15 protein-coding genes are annotated in these 17,128 nt (G+C 63.6%); 1 reads left to right on the forward strand and 14 read right to left on the reverse strand.

What is annotated here, in order from left to right; all coding sequences use genetic code 11:
* Positions 1 to 14: 14 nt before the first annotated feature.
* Genes dgoD through HV681_RS06785 form a run of 3 tightly spaced genes read right to left on the reverse strand, consistent with a single transcriptional unit; the run spans position 15 to position 2,830 of the window.
* On the reverse strand, positions 15 to 1,163 hold the full coding sequence (gene dgoD / locus HV681_RS06775) for a galactonate dehydratase (protein WP_056559450.1): 1,149 nt from the start codon (positions 1,161 to 1,163) through the stop codon (positions 15 to 17).
* Entirely contained in the window at positions 1,160 to 1,813 is a 654-nt protein-coding gene (locus HV681_RS06780) for a 2-dehydro-3-deoxy-6-phosphogalactonate aldolase (RefSeq protein WP_056324859.1), read from the reverse strand. The genes dgoD and HV681_RS06780 overlap by 4 nt, the downstream gene beginning before the upstream one ends.
* A 9-nt stretch (positions 1,814 to 1,822) precedes the next feature.
* Entirely contained in the window at positions 1,823 to 2,830 is a 1,008-nt protein-coding gene (locus HV681_RS06785) for a 2-dehydro-3-deoxygalactonokinase (protein WP_175122347.1), read from the reverse strand.
* 361 nt (positions 2,831 to 3,191) lie between these two features.
* Between HV681_RS06785 and HV681_RS06790 the strand changes: the two genes are divergently transcribed.
* Complete coding sequence (locus HV681_RS06790) at positions 3,192 to 4,013, forward strand: IclR family transcriptional regulator (protein ID WP_175122348.1); 822 nt, start codon at positions 3,192 to 3,194, stop codon at positions 4,011 to 4,013.
* A 3-nt stretch (positions 4,014 to 4,016) separates the two neighbouring features.
* Here the strand turns inward: HV681_RS06790 and HV681_RS06795 are convergent, their stop codons facing one another.
* From HV681_RS06795 to HV681_RS06845, 11 genes are all read right to left on the reverse strand, one after another.
* The gene (locus tag HV681_RS06795; protein ID WP_175122349.1) at positions 4,017 to 4,307 is read right to left on the reverse strand and encodes a PAAR domain-containing protein; all 291 of its coding nucleotides are present in this window, start codon (positions 4,305 to 4,307) and stop codon (positions 4,017 to 4,019) included.
* A gap of 16 nt (positions 4,308 to 4,323) precedes the next feature.
* Positions 4,324 to 5,502 (reverse strand): type VI immunity family protein, encoded by a 1,179-nt coding sequence (locus tag HV681_RS06800; RefSeq protein ID WP_175122350.1) that lies wholly within the window; start codon positions 5,500 to 5,502, stop codon positions 4,324 to 4,326.
* The gene (locus HV681_RS06805) at positions 5,499 to 6,827 is read right to left on the reverse strand and encodes a VRR-NUC domain-containing protein (protein ID WP_175122351.1); all 1,329 of its coding nucleotides are present in this window, start codon (positions 6,825 to 6,827) and stop codon (positions 5,499 to 5,501) included. Before HV681_RS06805 ends, HV681_RS06800 begins: the two co-directional genes overlap by 4 nt.
* A 90-nt stretch (positions 6,828 to 6,917) precedes the next feature.
* The gene (locus tag HV681_RS06810) at positions 6,918 to 8,096 is read right to left on the reverse strand and encodes a type VI immunity family protein (RefSeq protein WP_175122352.1); all 1,179 of its coding nucleotides are present in this window, start codon (positions 8,094 to 8,096) and stop codon (positions 6,918 to 6,920) included.
* A complete protein-coding gene (locus tag HV681_RS06815; protein ID WP_175122353.1) occupies positions 8,093 to 9,238 on the reverse strand; it encodes a hypothetical protein in 1,146 nt (381 codons plus the stop codon). The genes HV681_RS06810 and HV681_RS06815 overlap by 4 nt, the downstream gene beginning before the upstream one ends.
* A gap of 198 nt (positions 9,239 to 9,436) precedes the next feature.
* Positions 9,437 to 12,037, reverse strand: coding sequence for a type VI secretion system Vgr family protein (locus tag HV681_RS06820; RefSeq protein ID WP_217467831.1), 2,601 nt, complete (start codon positions 12,035 to 12,037; stop codon positions 9,437 to 9,439).
* A gap of 266 nt (positions 12,038 to 12,303) precedes the next feature.
* The gene (locus HV681_RS06825) at positions 12,304 to 14,493 is read right to left on the reverse strand and encodes a hybrid sensor histidine kinase/response regulator (RefSeq protein WP_175122354.1); all 2,190 of its coding nucleotides are present in this window, start codon (positions 14,491 to 14,493) and stop codon (positions 12,304 to 12,306) included.
* Positions 14,494 to 14,669: 176 nt separating this feature from the next.
* Positions 14,670 to 15,293, reverse strand: coding sequence for a glutathione S-transferase family protein (locus tag HV681_RS06830; protein WP_175122355.1), 624 nt, complete (start codon positions 15,291 to 15,293; stop codon positions 14,670 to 14,672).
* Positions 15,294 to 15,311: 18 nt separating this feature from the next.
* Entirely contained in the window at positions 15,312 to 15,890 is a 579-nt protein-coding gene (gene ampD, locus HV681_RS06835; RefSeq protein WP_175122356.1) for a 1,6-anhydro-N-acetylmuramyl-L-alanine amidase AmpD, read from the reverse strand.
* Positions 15,891 to 15,991: 101 nt separating this feature from the next.
* Complete coding sequence (locus tag HV681_RS06840) at positions 15,992 to 16,258, reverse strand: PP0621 family protein (RefSeq protein WP_175122357.1); 267 nt, start codon at positions 16,256 to 16,258, stop codon at positions 15,992 to 15,994.
* 1 nt (position 16,259) lies between these two features.
* Entirely contained in the window at positions 16,260 to 17,102 is an 843-nt protein-coding gene (locus HV681_RS06845; protein ID WP_175122358.1) for a cytochrome C assembly family protein, read from the reverse strand.
* Positions 17,103 to 17,128: the final 26 nt, after the last annotated feature.

Raw genomic sequence — 17,128 nt, forward strand, 5'->3', positions numbered from 1 at the left:
TCTCTTTTATCGGCTTACCACTCGGCGAAGCTGCCGTCGGCGTGACGCCAGATGGGGTTGCGCCAGCGGTGGCCCACTGCGGCCCGTTCCTTGACGTATTCCTCGTTCACTTCGATGCCCAGGCCCGGCCCTTGCGGGATCGCGACCATGCCGTCCTCGTACGCGAAGACCTCGCGGTTGCTGACGTAGTCGAGCAGGTCGTTGGCGGCGTTGTAGTGGATGCCCAGGCTCTGCTCCTGGATGAACGCGTTGTAGCAGCCGGCGTCGATCTGCAGGCAGGTGGCCAGCGCGATGGGGCCGAGCGGGCAGTGCAGCGCCAGCGCGACGTCATAGGCTTCGGCCATCGCCGCGATCTTGCGGGTCTCGGTGATGCCGCCTGCGTGCGACGGGTCGGGCTGGATGATGTCGACGTAGCCTTCGGACAGCACGCGCTTGAAGTCCCAGCGCGAGAACAGGCGCTCGCCCAGCGCGATGGGCGTGGACGTCAGCGGCGCCAATTCCTTCAGCGCTTCGTAGTGTTCGCTCAGCACGGGCTCTTCGATGAACATGAGCTTGAACGGATCAAGTTCCTTCATCAGCACCTTGGCCATGGGCTTGTGGACGCGGCCGTGAAAGTCCACGCCGATGCCCACGTTCGGGCCAACGGCGTCGCGCACGGCGGCCACGTTCTCCAGGCACTTCTCGACCTTGTCGAACGAGTCGATGTACTGCAGCTCTTCGGTGCCGTTCATCTTGACGGCGGTGAAGCCACGCTCGACGGCGCTCTTGGCGGCCGCGGCGGTGTCGGCGGGACGGTCGCCGCCGATCCACGAGTACACGCGGATGCGGTCGCGCACGTTGCCGCCCAGAAGTTGCGACACGGGCACGCCAAGATGCTTGCCCTTGATGTCCCACAGTGCCTGGTCGATACCGGCCAGCGCGCTCATGTGGATGGCGCCGCCGCGGTAGAAGCCGCCGCGGTACAGGACCGTCCAGTGGTCTTCGATGTTGCGCGGATCCTTGCCGATCAGGTAATCGGACAGTTCTTCGACGGCGGCGGCAACCGAGTGCGCGCGGCCTTCGACGACGGGTTCACCCCAGCCGACGATGCCTTCGTCCGTTTCAATCTTCAGGAAGCACCACCGGGGCGGCACGATGTAGGTGGTGAGCTTGGTGATCTTCATGCTTGTGTCTCCTGGGCAGGATAGGCGCGTTGCCAGGCCGCGACGAAAGCGCGCGCGTTCTGGCCGGTTGCTTCGGCCGACAGGCCGGGTTTGTACAAGGCGGAGCCCAGGCCGAAGCCGCTGGCGCCCGCCTGGGCGTAATTCGAAAGGTTGTCGGGCGTGATGCCGCCCACGGGAACCAGCGCGATCGGCGGGCGCATCACGGCGCGCCAGGCCTTGAGCACGGCCGGGCCAAGCTGCTCGGCCGGGAACATCTTCAGCACGTCGGCGCCCGCCGCCAGCGCGGCAAAGGCTTCGGTGGGCGTGGCGACGCCGGGGCAGGACGCCATGCCCAGCTTCTTGGCCTGGCGGATGACGGCCGGATCGCTGTGCGGCATGACGATGAGTTCGCCGCCGGCCTGCTGGATGCGCGCGCAGTCGTCGGGATTGAGGACGGTGCCGGCGCCGATGAGGCAGTCGGTGGGCAGCGCGGCGCGCATGGCGCGGATGCTGTCCAGCGGATCCGGGGAATTCAGCGGCACTTCGATCAGGCGGAAGCCCGCGTCGTACAGCGCTTGCCCGACGGGTTCGGCTTCGGCGGGCGTGATGCCGCGCAGGATGGCGATCAGGCCGCAGTGGGCCATGGCGGTTTGCAGACCGGGATGGTTCATCGAAGGTTCCTATGCGGGGATCGGGGTGGAGGGGGACACAAGCCCGGCGCAGATGGCCAGGTGCCACAGGCCGCGCTCGGTCGCGTTCTGCGCCTGCTCGGGCGCGCCCAGGCCGTAATGCTGCATGGCCAGGAGGTAGCGCTTGCACAGCGCGGGCTCGCCGCACAGCACGATGTGGGGCAGTTCGCCCTGCTGGCGCAGCATCTCGGCCAGCGCGGCGACTTCATGGCCGATCAAGAGGCCCGACAGGTAATCGGCCTGCGACTCAGGCGCGAGTTCGCCGGTCAGGCCCAGCGCGCGCGTGCTGAAGATGGTGGACATCACGCCCGCCCGGCCAGCCGGCGCGCCGGCAACTTTCACGCCGCGCTCGAAGGCGGCCATGTCGGCGTTGGGGGCGTCGGCCATCGTGCGGCCCAGAATGGTGTGGCCGCGCAGCGCCGCGTAGACCTCGCCGGTCATGAAGGTGTCGAAGTGCGTGACGCGGCCACGGCGTGCGTTGACCCATTTGGAGTGCGTGCCGGGCAATCCGATGAGCACGCTGTCGGCATTGGCACTGGCTTCGTCGGCCATCACGCCGAAGACCTGGGTCTCTTCGCCTCGCATCACGTTGGGCAGGCCGTGGCGCTGGATGAGGCCGGGCACGATGTGCACGGGCGTGCCGCCAGGGCGTTCCACCACGGTCAGCAAGGTGCCGATGCGCTCCAGGTCGACGGGCACGTCCAGGTAGGCGGCTTCCTTCCAGCCCTGCGCGCTGCCGACCATGCCGCAGGCAATGACGGGCAGGGCGGGCTCGGCGCGCAGCCAGTCGCCGCATGCCTGATCAAAAGCCAGTTCAAAGCCGGATAGTGTGGTGCTGGCGGCGCCGTCCTGCAGCGGTTGCGGCAGGCGCATGATGCCCCAGGGCAGATGGCGCGTATCGAGCGTACGGCCCGTGGCGTCCAGGCGATAGGCGCGAAGTGAAGAGGTTCCCCAATCCAGCGCGATGAGAGCCGCACGGGCGGGCGATCCGGTATTCATCAGAGTCTGTCTCGTCTCTGGCCGCGCATCCGGCTGCCGTCGTTGCGCCGTCATGCGCGCGGGACTGGGCGGAGTGGTCGCGGACCCTGTTGTCTGAAATCTTGCCGTGCGCGCGCGGGAGGCGCGCGGTGCACGATGGCAAAAATTCTAGTTCAGCGCTTGAAAAATCTCAAAATATAGAATTAAATCCCACATACAGGGAATATGATGTGCATTTCAAGTAGGCTTTCAGTTGAGCCTTCGAAGTGTTTTGTTCGCTCGGCGAAGCGCCGTGCATATCCCTATCACTCACGCATCCGTGCTGCGGCGCCCGGTATGCTTGCTGATCTTTCCCATCGCGCTGCAACATTGCCTTTGCCACATGACCGCCATCACACTGCCCCCCGAGCAACCTGCCACGCTTGACCCCGATGCCGCCGCGCCCGCCGGCACGCAGACGCTGATGCGCGGTCTTGCCGTGGTGCAGGCGGTGGCCGATGGCGCACGCGACCTGAAGGAAATCTGCGCGCGCATCGGCGTGGCGCGCAGCACGACGCACCGGCTTGCAAGCTGTCTGGTGCAAGAGCGCTACCTGCGCGCGCTGCCGGGCGTGGGTTACGTGCTGGGTCCCAAGCTGATCGAGCTGGGTTTTCAGGCGCGCGAGGCGTTTCCGCTGGCGACGCTGGCGCGGCCCTATCTGGACAGCCTGGCCGACATGACCGGCGACACGATCCACCTGGCCGTGCGCGACAACAACGACGTGCTGTACCTGGAGAAGATTCCGGGCAAAAAGGGATTGGAAATGCGATCGCGGGTCGGCCACCGGATGCCGCTCGCCGCGACCGGTGTGGGCAAGGCATTGCTGCTGGACGCGGATGAGCCGCAGTGGAAGGCGCTGCATCGCGTCGGCGCACCGGTGTCGTCGCGCGCGCCCGGCGGACAGCAGGGATGGGAGGCGTTCCGTGATCGCATGCGCGATTACGCGTCGCAGGGTTATGCGTTCGACCTGGAAGACAACGAGCCTTCGATCCGCTGCGTGGCAGCGCCCGTGCGCGATGCCTCCAGCGGCATCGTCGCCGCCATCAGTGTGTCGAGCACCGTGCCTTATATGTCGCTGGAGCGCATGCGCGAGATGGTGCCGGTGGTGCAGGGCGCGGCTGCGGGGATTTCGGCCGAGATGGGATGGAAGGTTGAGCGGGGTTGATGGCTACTCAGGCAAATGATCCCGGACCGCGTGGCCATCGACGCGCGCTTTCGAGCCACTGGCGATCAGTCGGGCGCCACACGCTGTCTTCATGCCGTGCAGCGCCACCGGGATGCCATTGACCTTGTACGTCGGGCTGCCTTCGACGATGGGAAAAACGCCCTCGCATTTTGGGCATGAAACCTGATGGCCGACGCCGGCCATGGGTCTGCCATTGAGGTTGGTGTGCGGGAAACCCTCGAGCACGAACCCGCCGTGGTCTGTGGTGTCGTCTTTGCGGATGATTTCTGGCATGTGGTTGTTGCCTCCGCTATAGCGCTTTGACCAGACGCCAGGTGACTATTTGGCCGTTCACTTCCGGCAAGAGATCGTTGTGCATGAAGGTCTGCCTGCCTTGAGAAGGATCCTCCTCGCAGATCCAGATGCCAGGCCACGGACAAGGTGTGCCCGAGGGCATACGGAGGAAGTGACGCTCGTCTGCTTTAACGTTGCCCGCCTCGTCGATTACGGCCTTGATTTCCTGCGGCGTATCGAAGCGGCGCAGCCAGAGGTTGCTGGTCAGCGGATTGAAGCGAACCTCGCCGGCGATGGAGCCGTAGTGGAGTGATCCGATGTCTTGCACGCGCAATGAACGGATGGCGTTGTTGACTTTCACGTAGAGTTCGGGAGTGGGGTCTGTCTCGGCTTTGCCTAGCGCGGGCCAATCGCCTGCGCGGATGGCGGTGCCCCATTCGTAGGGGAGAAGGGCGATGCGTTCGTCGTTGAGCTTGGTCTTCAGTTCTTCCGGCGTGCCCAACGTGGCAATCCAGTGGTGGGCGAGGAAGGTGTACCAGTTGAGATTGGAATAGCCGTCGCGCCATGCTTCATTTCCCGTGGGGGTGCAAAGGTCAACGCCTCTGTACGCCCAGGCTGTTTCGTACTCGATGGTCTGGTAGTCCCCCCAGTTGTGGCATTCCTGAATACCTAGTCCGGCAGCGCCGTGGAGTGGGCGGAGCAACGCGCAGCATTTCAGCAAGAAGCTCTCAAACCGGGCTTTCCCGTCACCATGGATTTCTTCCACAGGCAGGTAGAACCGGACAGTGGTAAATGTTTTGTGAATCTGTTCGAACCAGCCTTCTGGAGAAAAGACGCCAAACATGTAATCACTGGCATGCCCCAGACTTAGTTGAGACATGCACTTGAACTCGACGGCGTTCATTGGGGAGGTCTTCAAAACGTAGTCCCGATAGGCGTCAAAGTTCATCTTGGAGAAGGGGCGAATTATCATCCGCTTGTCTTCTCTGTATCCCCCCTTCAACTTATCGCCATAGAGGTCGTGGTAAAGGGAGAAAGCGTCCGCAATGCCTTTGCGACGAACTGGGATATACGCGTCGATAAGATGAAAGACCGCAACAATTCCCACCTGCTGCACTGGAAGGGTTTTGTCGTCTTCATCCATGAAGGTGAAGAACCAGCGCTCGGCGTCGAACGCGCTAAAGAAATCGGTCATTGTTTTGTCTCCGGCGCATCGGGCCAGAACAGATACAGTTGCTCCGTGCGCGGTTGATGACGTTGGCTGGCCTCCCACACTTGGTAGGCCTTCCATTGGCGTTGAAGTTCAGGAGACAGTACAGGCTCGGAGCTCCCGTCATCCGACTTCGCATAGGCCACTGTCGCTCCTGCCGTTCCCGTCCCGCCTGTGAAACGCGCCCAGGAAAGAAGGCGGCCGTAATGCACGACTCGAGGTCCGGCGCGCGCCGCCAAGGTTGTTCCGGATACTGCGGCGCTGCCTCCAGCAACGGTGGCCATGCCAGCGCCGATGCCCGTGGCGCCTACGATGACGAACGGTCCCACAAGCGACATTTCAATCTGTCCGCGAGCCCGTGCCGCCTGTGCGGCTGCCTCTCGCATGCCTGGACTGGCGCTTATAACAGGGGTTCCAGGCGGAGGCGGCCTGACTTCAAGAACCTGCCGGGCCGCCTGATGCTCGGCGTCAATCAGGCCAACGACCAAACCGTGCGGATCGGCCGAAGCTCGCAGGGGAAGGGACATGACCTGCGATACAGGTTTGTAGACGGGTTCTTGCTGCGCAGCGGTCATCCACTCGCGACGCTGACGCCTGTCCGCTCTGTCACAACGGTCATTGTTCAGCAATCGAAACTTGAGTCTGTCGCCCGCGATTCTCTCGTAGGCCTTCTGCTGTCTATCCGAAAGCGCGTCGCCGCCGAACTTCATTTCAATTACGCTGGTGAGATTAGGTTGGCTGTATTGCGGCGCTCCCCCCATCGTGTGATCGGTGACTCTCACAACATCGGGAATTCGCAAGTTCCCCAAGTTCTCCGACTCGACATCCTGCCAAATCCCTTTTTCGACGTTTGAAGGTGAAGGCACCGGAACCATCTCCTCCAACTCATGCAGACTCAACAGGTCCACCACCACCTCGACACTGCTGTACTGAGGAAATTGCCGGCTGCTGATCCGCTTGTATTGAGACAGCGGAAAGGAACTCGGCCGATGCGGTTGCCTTTTGCTCATGATCGGCGCCGGTGGCGTCTTCGTCATGTCGTAGCCGACTTCGGCGCAGTAAGGCCAGCGATACTCAAAGAGCTCGTTATCCGCCCGGATCATCAGTGCCACCGTGCGTTGATACATGGGCGCTTCGTCGTTGGCACGCCGGTACGGATTGGCGCTGGCATAGCGCGCCTTTTCGCACAGGTACCAAAGGTCAAGCGGGTTGGTCACGGGCAGCACCTGACCTGATGCGTCAGGTTTGGTCGAGCCTCTGGTGCTGCCCCCGGGATTCTTCGGCCCGGTACGTACATGCTGGGTGGCCATGGTTAAGCCTTTCTCCTCGATGGGGTTGCGGGTGACTTGGGCAGCGCTATGCTTGTCGGTACGCTGACGCACAGACGAGAAGCTGACCCGCTACAACGCTTTGATCAGACGCCAGGTAACTACCTGCCCGTTCACTTCCGGCAAGAGATCGTTGTGCATGAAGGTCTGCCTGCCTTGAGAAGGATCCTCTTCGCAGATCCAGATGCCGGGCCATGGGCAGGGTGAGCCGGAGAGCATGCGCAGGAAGTGCCGTTCGTTTGTTTTGACGTTGCCTGCCTCGTCGATTACGGCCTTGATTTCCTGCGGCGTATCGAAGCGGCGCAGCCAGAGGTTGCTGGTCAGCGGATTGAAGCGAATCTCGCCGGCGATGGAGCCGTAGTGGAGTGATCCGATGTCTTGCACGCGCAATGAGCGGATGGCGTTGTTGACCTTTACGTAGAGTTCGGGAGTGGGGTCTGTCTCGGCTTTGCCTAGCGCGGGCCAATCACCAGCGCGGATGGCCGTGCCCCATTCGTAGGGGATAAGGGCGATGCGTTCGTCGTTGAGCTTGGTCTTCAGTTCTTCCGGCGTGCCCAACGTGGCAATCCAGTGGTGGGCAAGGAAGGTGTGCCAGTTGAGATTCTGGTAGCCCTGGCGCAAGTTTTTCTCTCCGGTCGGTCCGCAGACGTCTACCCCTCGGTATGCCCAGGCCGTTTCGTGTTCAAGGGTCTGGTAGTCCTCCCAATCGTGGCATTCCTGAATCCCGAGTCCGGCCGCGCCATGGAGAGGACGAAGCAATGCACAGCACTGCAACAAGAAAGCCTCGAACCGTGCTTTCCCTTCTCCCGCAAGCTCTTCTACGGGCAAATACGCCCTTACCGTGGTGAGAGGTTTGTGAACTTGCTCATACCATCCGGCAGGAGAATAGACCCCAAACATATAGTCACTGACATGGCCGAGACTTAACTTGGACATACATTTGAACTCGACGACTCCCATGGGACTCGTGTCCACGATGTAGTCTCGATAGGCCTCAGAGTCCATTTTGGCGAAGGGCCGGACGATCATGCGCTTATCTTCGCGATAACCGCCCTTGAGTTTGTCGCCATAGAGCTCGTAGTAGAGCGAGAATGCCTCCGCGATGCCTTTGCGGCGAACCGGTAGATAGGCGTCAACGAGATGGAAGATGGCAACGATGCCGACTTGTTGGACCAGTAGTGTGTTGTCGTCCTCATCCGCAAAGGTGAAGTACCAGCGTTCGGCATCGAACTCTTTGAAAAAATCGGTCATTTTTTTGTCTCCGGGGCGTCGGGCCAGAACAGATACAGCTGTTCCGTGCGCGGCTGGTATCTTTGGCTGGCTTCCCATTCCTGATAGGCCTGCCATTGGCGTTGAACTTCGGGAGTCAGTACTGGCGCTGAGCTTCCGTCTCCAGATCGTGCGTAGGCCATACTGGCTCCAGCTGAACCAGTTCCTCCGATGAGACGGCCCCAGCCGACAAGGCGGCCGTAGTGAACCATTCTTAGGCCGGCGCTTGCAGTCAGCGTTGAACTGGGAATCGCTGCACTGCCTCCAGCAACCGTTGCCATGCCGGCGCTGATAGCTGCCGCGCCTACAAATAAGAACGGGGCGGCAAGCGATATTTCGATTTGCGCTCGCGCCTGAGCGGCCCGCCGATTGGCCTCTCGAATGTCGGGGCCGGCGCTCATCACAGGGGTTCCCGGAGGCGGCGGACCGACTTCAAGGATGTGCCGTGCAGCTTGGTGTTCGGCATCAATCAGCCCAACGACCAACCTGTGAGGATCCGCCGCAGCTCTCAATGGGAGCGACATGACCTGTGATACGGGCTTGTAGACCGGTTCGTTTTGGGCAGCGGTCATCCATTCGCGACGCTGGCGCTTGTCGGCTCTGTTGCATCGATCCGTATGAAGCAAGCGGAACTTATCGCTGGTGCCAGCAATATCTCGGTATGCTCTTCTTTGGTCATCAGCGAGCGAGTCTTTCCCAAACTTCATTTCGATCACACCGGCCAGATTCGGCTGACTATATTGAGGCGCACCTCCCATCGTGTGGTTGACGACCCGAACAACGTCGGGAATACGCATCGGGCTTGTCGGCGGTTTCTGAATATCCTGCCAAATTCCGCTTTCGACAGCTGGAGGTAACGGCACCGGAATTATTTGCTCTAGCTCCTCCAGCCCCAACAGGTCCACCACCACCTCAACACTGCTGTACTGAGGAAACTGCCGGCTGCTGATCCGCTTGTATTGAGACAACGGAAAAGAACTCGGCCGATGCGGATGTTTCCTGCTCATGATCGGCGCCGGTGGCGTCTTCGTCATGTCGTAGCCGACTTCGGCGCAGTAAGGCCAGCGATACTCAAAGAGCTCGTTGTCCGCCCGGATCATCAGCGCGACCGTGCGTTGATACATGGGCGCGCCATTGCCTGACCGCCTGTACGGATTAGCGCTGGCATATCGCGCTTTCTCGCACAGATACCAAAGGTCGAGGGGATTAGTTACGGGCAGCACCTTCCCCGAAGCGTCAGGTCTGGTGGATCCTCTGGTGCTACCCCCGGGATTCTTCGGCCCGGGTCGTGCAGTTTGGTTGGCCATGATTCAGCCTGGCTCCTAGTTGGGATTGCGAAGAAAATCCAGCGAATAGCTGCCACCGCCATCCCAATAGCTGGCTTCCAGATGCAAGAGATCGTCAGGGTCCGGTATTGCCGAAGCCTCCAGAGGTTCTCTTGCGTCGCTGGTGATGACCTGCGTACGGCCTTGCGCGTCGGTCCGTCCGCGCACGATGTCGCCGCTGGCGCGGACGATCTCGTACGCGTGATCCGGCAGGATTCTGTTCGTGCTGGCGTCGCGCAGCACGAAGAACTCTTCAAACGGCCCGGGCCGGCCAGAGAATTGGCCCAGCGTGGGCACCATCGTTCCCGGTCCGGTCAAGTTATGGTCCGTTGCCTTGACGGTGAAGACGCCGGGCATACCCATCTCGATGTTGCCGCCCGCCATCTTGATATAGGCGCCGCCGCACAACAGGGTGATGTGTTCTTCGGCGGATACCGTGACATGGTTGTTGTTGGCGCGAACCTCCACGCTCTTGTCGGCATCGATACGGATGGCGTTGTGTTGCGCCTGCAAGAGCAGCTGGCCGGTATGCGCGATGTGGCGCATGTCTCCCCGTTGCGCGAACGTGCCCAGGCCATTGCCGGCGTTGACGACCACGCGTTCACCGGCTGTCAGTTGCAGGTTTGCGTGGGCGACGGCATCCAGATGCTCGCCCGCGCCCAACGCGATGGAGAGGGGCGTTCCGGCCGCGATGCCGGCGGGGGCGGAGAGCGCTATGACAGGCGCCGCGCCTTCGCCTGTGCCGCGGGTCTGGTCGTTGGCGCCATGGCCCAGGTCTCGCACCAATGCGGTCAGGTCCCGGCGGGGCTCGGCGTCGTGCGGGGCTCCTTGATGTTCACTGGCGTAGTTGCCCAGGCTGCGGGCAAGTTGTAGCGCTGCCTCCAGGACGGCCACGATTTCGTCGCGGTCGAGTTGGCCGCCCTGGGCGTTGGCTTGCGCTTCCGTGGTCAACAGCAGGCCTTGCGCTGCGCGCAGCGTCCCGTGCAAGTCGGTGCGCAGTTCGAAGCCTTCGCCGCGGGGCGCGCCGCCACTCGGACGCGGATGGGTGAGGTAACCCAGGTGCAGGTGGCTTGCGCCATGATCGTTCATCAGGGCGGCGCTGATTTGGGATGGCGTGTCATCCAGGCGCAGTTCGCTGGCCCGCTTGCCCTTGTGCTCCTTGCTCTTGACGGTTGCGAGGTCTTTGAACTTGGGAAGTTCGTAGGGCGGCAACTGCAGGCGGTTGTAGACGCGGCCGGTGATCACAGGCTGGTCCGGATCGCCGTCGAAGTACGAGACGATGACTTCCTGGCCGACGCGTGGAATGGCCATGTGCCCCCAGGTGGCGCCGGCGATGTTCTGGGAGACACGAATCCAGCAGGAGCTGAACCCATCATGTTTGCCCACGCGGTCCCAGGGAAACTGGACCTTCACGCGTCCATATTCGTCGGTATGGATTTCTTCGTTGGGTGGACCGACCACCACGGCGTTCTGCGGGCCATCGATGCGAGGCCGGGGCAGCGGCTCGGCGCGCCATTCGGCATCGTCCGGGACCAGTTCGGCTTCGTAGCGGTAATGCGTACCCGACTTCGCCTCAGCGCTTTCCTCAGCCTGGCTGGTGTGCTGCCTGCCCCGGTGGACGATGCGTACGGGGCGCCAGCCGCGATTCATGTCTTCGCGTGGATGACCGGCCAGCGTGAATGAAATGCCCGGCTGCAAGCGGGGATCGTCGCCTTCGACCAGCGCAATGCGCGCATCACGGCGATGGCCGCGCAGGCGGTTCTCGGCAAAGGGCTTGCCGGCTTCGTCGAACTTGGCGCGCGCCGGATAGTCGTAGCGCTCGTAGCGGCGGCCCTGGTGGTTCAGGTCTTGCCCGTCGCGGCTGTGCTGGTGCGCGTATTGCGGATGGTGGAAGGTGTAGTCGCGCTGCGTCTGGCGCGCGGTGCGCACGTTTTCGGTGTACGCGAAGCGGCGCAGTGCGGGCTGCGGCTGATCGCCGCCGGGTGTGGGGTTGTACTGGACCGGTTCGTCGCCCACGCGGCCATGGATGAACAGGCGGTCGCTGTGGACCAGCCGATGGCCTTCGGGGCTGTGGCGGAAGGAATAGAAGAAGCCTTCCTCGCGCATGATGCGCTCGACGAAGTGGTAGTCGGTGTCGCCGGCCTGCACGCAGTACTCGCGGGCCTGGTGCTCGGTGGTGTTGCGCTGCTCGTAGTCTTGAGTCAGACCATGCGCTTTGAGCACCGCTTCGGCGATCTGCGGGACCGTGACGGCCTGAAAGATGCGCCAGTCGGCACTGAGTTTCAGGCGCGCCAGCCGCGGCTCGACGACTGCGCGATAGCGGGTGCGGCGAAAGCCTGTGTCGCCCTGGACAAATGAAGACACCGCGCCATGCACGTACCGCGCCGGGGTGTCGCCATGCCAGAGAGTGAGCAGCGCGGCGCGGTCCAGCACCTGGGCGAAGTCGATGGCGGCGTTGCTGCTGGCCAGTTCCACTTCAAGCAGGAAGGTCTCGGACAGGCCTTCTTGCAGGGTGAATTCGACGACCTCAAAGGATTCGTCGCCGACGGAGAACGTGAAGCGAAGATCGGATTGGATAGGTATGACGTGCTCCCGCAACGACAGACCTTTCCCTGCAACGGTGAGCGTCAGGTCCGCCTATAGGCAAGCGTCCGCCGCAATCGGAGAATTGCAATGGACTCGCATGGCATGCGCTTCCATTTCGTCATACCGGCCAATTTCTGGGTATCGAACCGTTCTTATATTTGTCGGCAAGGGCGCTGAAAACGCGCGGAAACAGCCGGGCGCGATGGTGTCGGCCCGGATCTGCAACGTGCCATTGCATGATGCGTGTTCGACGCGGACGTGCAGCCCCTAGCTCACCGCTACTTTGCGCCGCCCCGGTGCTCGATGGTCGACAGCATCTCCAGCAACACGTCCATATCCACCGGCTTGACCAGATGCGCGTCGAAGCCGGCTTCCATCGATGCTCGGCGGTCTTCTTCCTGCCCCCAACCGCTAAGCGCGAGAATCGTTGCGCGCTGGCCCCAGTCCAGGGTGCGGATGTGGCGGCAGGCCTCGTGGCCGTTCATGCCGGGCATGCCGATGTCCATGAGGATCACTTGCGGCCTGACCTGCTCGCCCACGGTGATGGCTTCTTGGCCATCGTACGCAGCGGTGACGTCGTGGCCTTCAATGGCGAGCACCGCAACCAGGGACTCGACGGCATCGCGGTTGTCATCGACAACGAGCACCTTGCTTGCCACCGGCGACAGCGCGCCGGCAGGGAGTTGCGGCGCCACCTCCTGAATGTCGGTGACCGGCAGCCGCACGACGAATGCGCTGCCTTTGCCTTGACCGTCGCTGTGCGCGCGCACCGTGCCGCCGTGCATCTCGACCAGGCGTTTGACGAGCATCAGGCCGATGCCCAGTCCGCCCTGCGCGCGTTCCAGCGTTCGATCGACCTGCGTGAACATCTCGAAGATACGGTCGAGCTGATCCGGCGGAATGCCCGATCCGTTGTCGCGGACCGTGATGTCGACGCTGTCCTTGCCGGGCTCGACGAAGAGTTCGATGTCGCCGCCGGGAGGCGTGTATTTGGCCGCGTTGGACAGGAGGTTGCCGAAGACCTGTGTCAGGCGTTCGGCGTCGCCGTGCAGCATGATCTGCGCGTCGGGCTGCACCAGTCTCAGCCGGTGGCCGTGCTGTTCCAAGGCCGGCTTGCACGACTCGACGGCATGCTGCAGAACGGAGTCGAGGGTGAGGGCGGTCAGCCGAAGTTCCAGCTTGCCGCGATTGATGCGGTTGACGTCGAGCAGGTCGTCGACCAGCCGGACCAGCTGGCGCAACTGTCGGTCCATCACTTCGCGGGCGCGCGCCGTCATGCCGGGGTCGCGTTCGGCGCGCTTCAGCACTTCCAGCATGTTGCGCAGCGCGGCCAGCGGATTGCGCAGCTCGTGGGCCAGCACGGCCAGGAACTCATCCTTGTGCCGCCGTTCGCGCGCCAGTTCGGACTCCGCGATATGGCGCTCCAGCAGTTCGGCGGCCTGCCGCGCCAGCAGGTCGATGTAGCGCAAGGCTTCGGGTGTGGGGCCGCCGGGCCAGCGGTAGTGGTTGTTCAGCATGCCCAGCAGTTGGCCGCTGCGGCTGAGCAGCGGCGTGCATTGGATCGACCGGATGTTGTCTTCCATGACGATCTCAAGCCCCAGCGTGCCTTGCAGATCCGTCAGTTGCTCGACATCGGGCACGACCAGCCGTTCCAGGTGCTGGGCGGCTTCGGCGCAGCTTGCGACCCAGCCGTCTTCGGCGAAGTGTTCGACCAGGCGCGCGCTCAGGCCCTGGTGCACGGCGATGCGCAGCGTGTTCTTTGCCGGATCGTAGATCTGGATGTTGCCCTTTTCCGTTCCGGAAATGTCGGCGGCGGCGGCCAGGATCTTCTTGAGCAGCGGTTCGAATTCGCCGGGGCCGACAAGTTCGGCGCTCAGTGCCTGCAACCGGGATAGCGCGTTGACCTCGTTGCGCAGATCCGCCGCGGCGCGGTCGCGTTCCACGACAATGCTGGTTGCCAGCGCACCGAACTCGGCGACGCGCTGTTCCCACGGCGTGCAATGACGCACCTGCGGCAGGCAGAGCAGAAACCAGCCGACCGGGGTGCCGTCGGGCGCCATCGCGGCGCGCGCGTGGCAGGCGTGGATGCCGTTGTCGCGGCAGATGGTGCGCCAGGACTCGGCCCACGTCGTCGACTGCTCGATGTCTTCGCTCTCGACGGGATTGCCCCGCCGGATTGCCGGATCATCCGTCGCAAAGAGCGCATCGTGGATCGGCAGGCCGCGCAGGGGGCATGCGATCGAGGCGGGGAGATGGGTGGAATAGGCGTCGCCGACGGTGACGCGATCGGAGCCGGTCAACAGGACGCATGCCCGGCTGCCGGGCGCCAGGCGGCAGACGGCTTCGGTAAGCGCGTCCAGGCATGACCCCGTGGGGGCCCCCGAGGCGACAAGGAGCAGAAGCTGCCGCTGTTCTTGGTCCAGGGCAGCTTGGCTCGCGGAATCTGGCGGCTCGTGGGTCAAGTGCATCTCCTCTTCTTGCGACGCCTTGGCGGCGGCCGTCCCCCATCAGGGCGGGGGATTGAAACGAGGCGCTCAAGGCAAGGGCCAAGGCGCCTCAGAGGCTTCAAATAATTGCACGAATCGCGCAGAAGGAATGTTGCAATTTGTCCCGGTTGTGGCGGGGCGTGACGGCCCCCGTCCGGTTACTCCAGCGGCAGGGTCAGGACGCCTTGCGGAGCGGGGCGCATCATGACGCGCCGATACCACGCGGACAGCGCGGGCGTGTCGGGCCGCTCGATGGGCAGGGCCAGCCAGCGGTGCGCGGCGGCGACAAGCGCGATGTCGCCCATGGTGAGGTGACGCCCGGCGATGAACTCGCGGCCTTGCAGGGCCTGGTCCAGGATCAGCGCGCGGGCGTTGGAGCGTTTGATCGAATTTTCGATGGCGGCCTTGTCACGCTTGTCTTCCGGGGTGCGGATCAGGCCCAGAAAGGCCGGCCCCATGGCCGGCTGCCATTCGGTCGCCTGCCAGTCCATCCAGCGGTCCGCATCGGCGCGCAGGCAGACGTCCTCGGGCCACAGCGTGCCCACGCCGTAGCGCGCCGCCAGGTAGCGGACGATGGCGTTGGATTCCCACAAGATGAAGCCGCCGTCGTCGATGACGGGGACGAGGCGGTTGGGATTGAGCTTGGCGGCGTAATCGGCGGTGTCGACCACGCCGAACGGGCCGCCGGCCTGGACAAAGGTGTGCGGCAGGGCCAGCTCGCGTACGGCCAGCATCACTTTCTGAACGTTGACGGAGGTCAGGCGTCCCCAGATCTTCAACATAGCCAATCCTTCTAAGGGTCAGGCCGGCGGCAGGTGCCGCCGCGCAAAGCCGCTGTCGCGCCCGAAGCGCGTCCAGTCGAATGCCGGCCCGGGGTCGGTCTTGCGCCCCGGGGCGATATGTTCGTGTCCCTGGGCGGCAACCAGGGGATAGCGCGCGCGCAGGGTGTGGGTCAACCGGCGCAGCGACGCGTACTGTTCGCCAGTGTAGGGCAGCGTGTCCGTGCCTTCCAGTTCAATGCCGATGGAAAAATCGTTGCAACGCTCGCGGCCGGCAAAGCGCGATACGCCAGCGTGCCAGGCACGCCGGTCCGTCGAGACGAATTGCACGATGCGGCCGTCGCGGCGGATGAAAAAGTGCGCCGACACGCGCAGGCCGCGCAGGCGTTCCAGCCAGGGGTGTGAGCTGTAGTCGAGCGTGTTCAGGAAGAGGCCAGCGACTTCCGGTCCACCGAACTGACCCGGCGGCAGGCTGATGTTGTGCACGACCAGAAGCGAGACCTGCGCGTCCGCGGGGCGCGCGTCGCAGTTGGGTGAGCGCAGAAGTGATACGCCCGGCGCCGGCGCCAGCCAGCCATGTCGATCCAGGAGCAAGGGCATAGGGAGGGAGCGTGTGAGAATTCCGGCACCCATTATGCCGCGCCGCCGCTGGATGCCCTATCCAGCAATCCGCCGGGGCCGCGGCGCCCCGAATGGACGGGTCAGCGCTTTGCCGGACCCAAGCGGGCGTGGTCGGGGCTGCACCAGGTCTGGCCTTCCTGCAGCAGGGCCTCGGAGCGGGGCAGATGGATGCCGCAATGGGCGCAGCGCACCATGGATTCGATGGCGGGCGGGGGCTGCGCGCCCTGCGCCTTTTTCTTCTGGCCGCCTTGTGCGTCGGCCTGGCGCTGCGCGGCCATGCGGCCGGCAATGCGGGCGACAAACAGAACCAGGATGATCAGAACGATCCAGAACAGCAACTTGCCCACGTCAGCCTCGATGCAGAATCATTTCCAGCACGAACCGGCTGCCGGTGTAGGCCAGAATCAAAAAACCAAAACCCGTCAGGGTCCAGCGCAGCGCGACGCGGCCGCGCCAGCCCCAGATATGCCGGCCGGCCAGCAGCACGCCGAAGGTCAGCCAGGACAGCAGGGTGAAGACGGTCTTGTGGTCGAACGGCAGGATCTTGCCGGTCAGCTTCAGGGAGGCGACCGAGCCCGAGCCCACCGCCAGCGTCAGCACGACAAAGCCGATCCAGATGATGCGGAAAAGCAGCTGCTCCTGCACCAGCAGCGGCGGCTGCGAATCGAGCACGCGCCCGATGATGCTGCGCTCGGCGGGGGCATCCAGGGGACGGTGCAGATGGCGGTCCAGCAGGGCCATCATCATGGCGTGCAAGGCGGCGATGGTGATCAGGCCGTAGGCCGCCAGGGCGATCAAGAGGTGCACGCGCAGCCAGGGATCGTCGGCATGGGGCACGAACTGCCCCTGCGGGAAGATGGCGGCAAGGCCGCTGGCGATGGCGGCGGCGGGCAACAGCAGCAATTGCAGGCCGTCGATGCGTACCAGCAGGCTTTCCAGCCAGAACACCACCATGCCCAGCCAGATGGCGGCGGACAGGGCCAGCGCCCATCCAATGAAAAGATGCTGGGATCCCAGCATCGATTGTTGCAGCCCGATTCCATGGAGAACCAGGGCGCCCAGCAGGCACAGACGGGCGATTCTGCCGGTCTGTTCCACTTCCCCGGCGCCGGCCAGGCGGATCCAAAGCGACCCCCCTAGCACCGCGTACGCCAAGGCAGCCGCTGTGTGAAATACAATGCCGAGTGACATAGAAACCGTTGTCTGGATGGGGCCTT

Source organism: Achromobacter animicus (genome assembly GCF_902859585.1).
In the GTDB taxonomy this organism is placed as follows: Bacteria; Pseudomonadota; Gammaproteobacteria; order Burkholderiales; family Burkholderiaceae_B; genus Achromobacter; species Achromobacter animicus.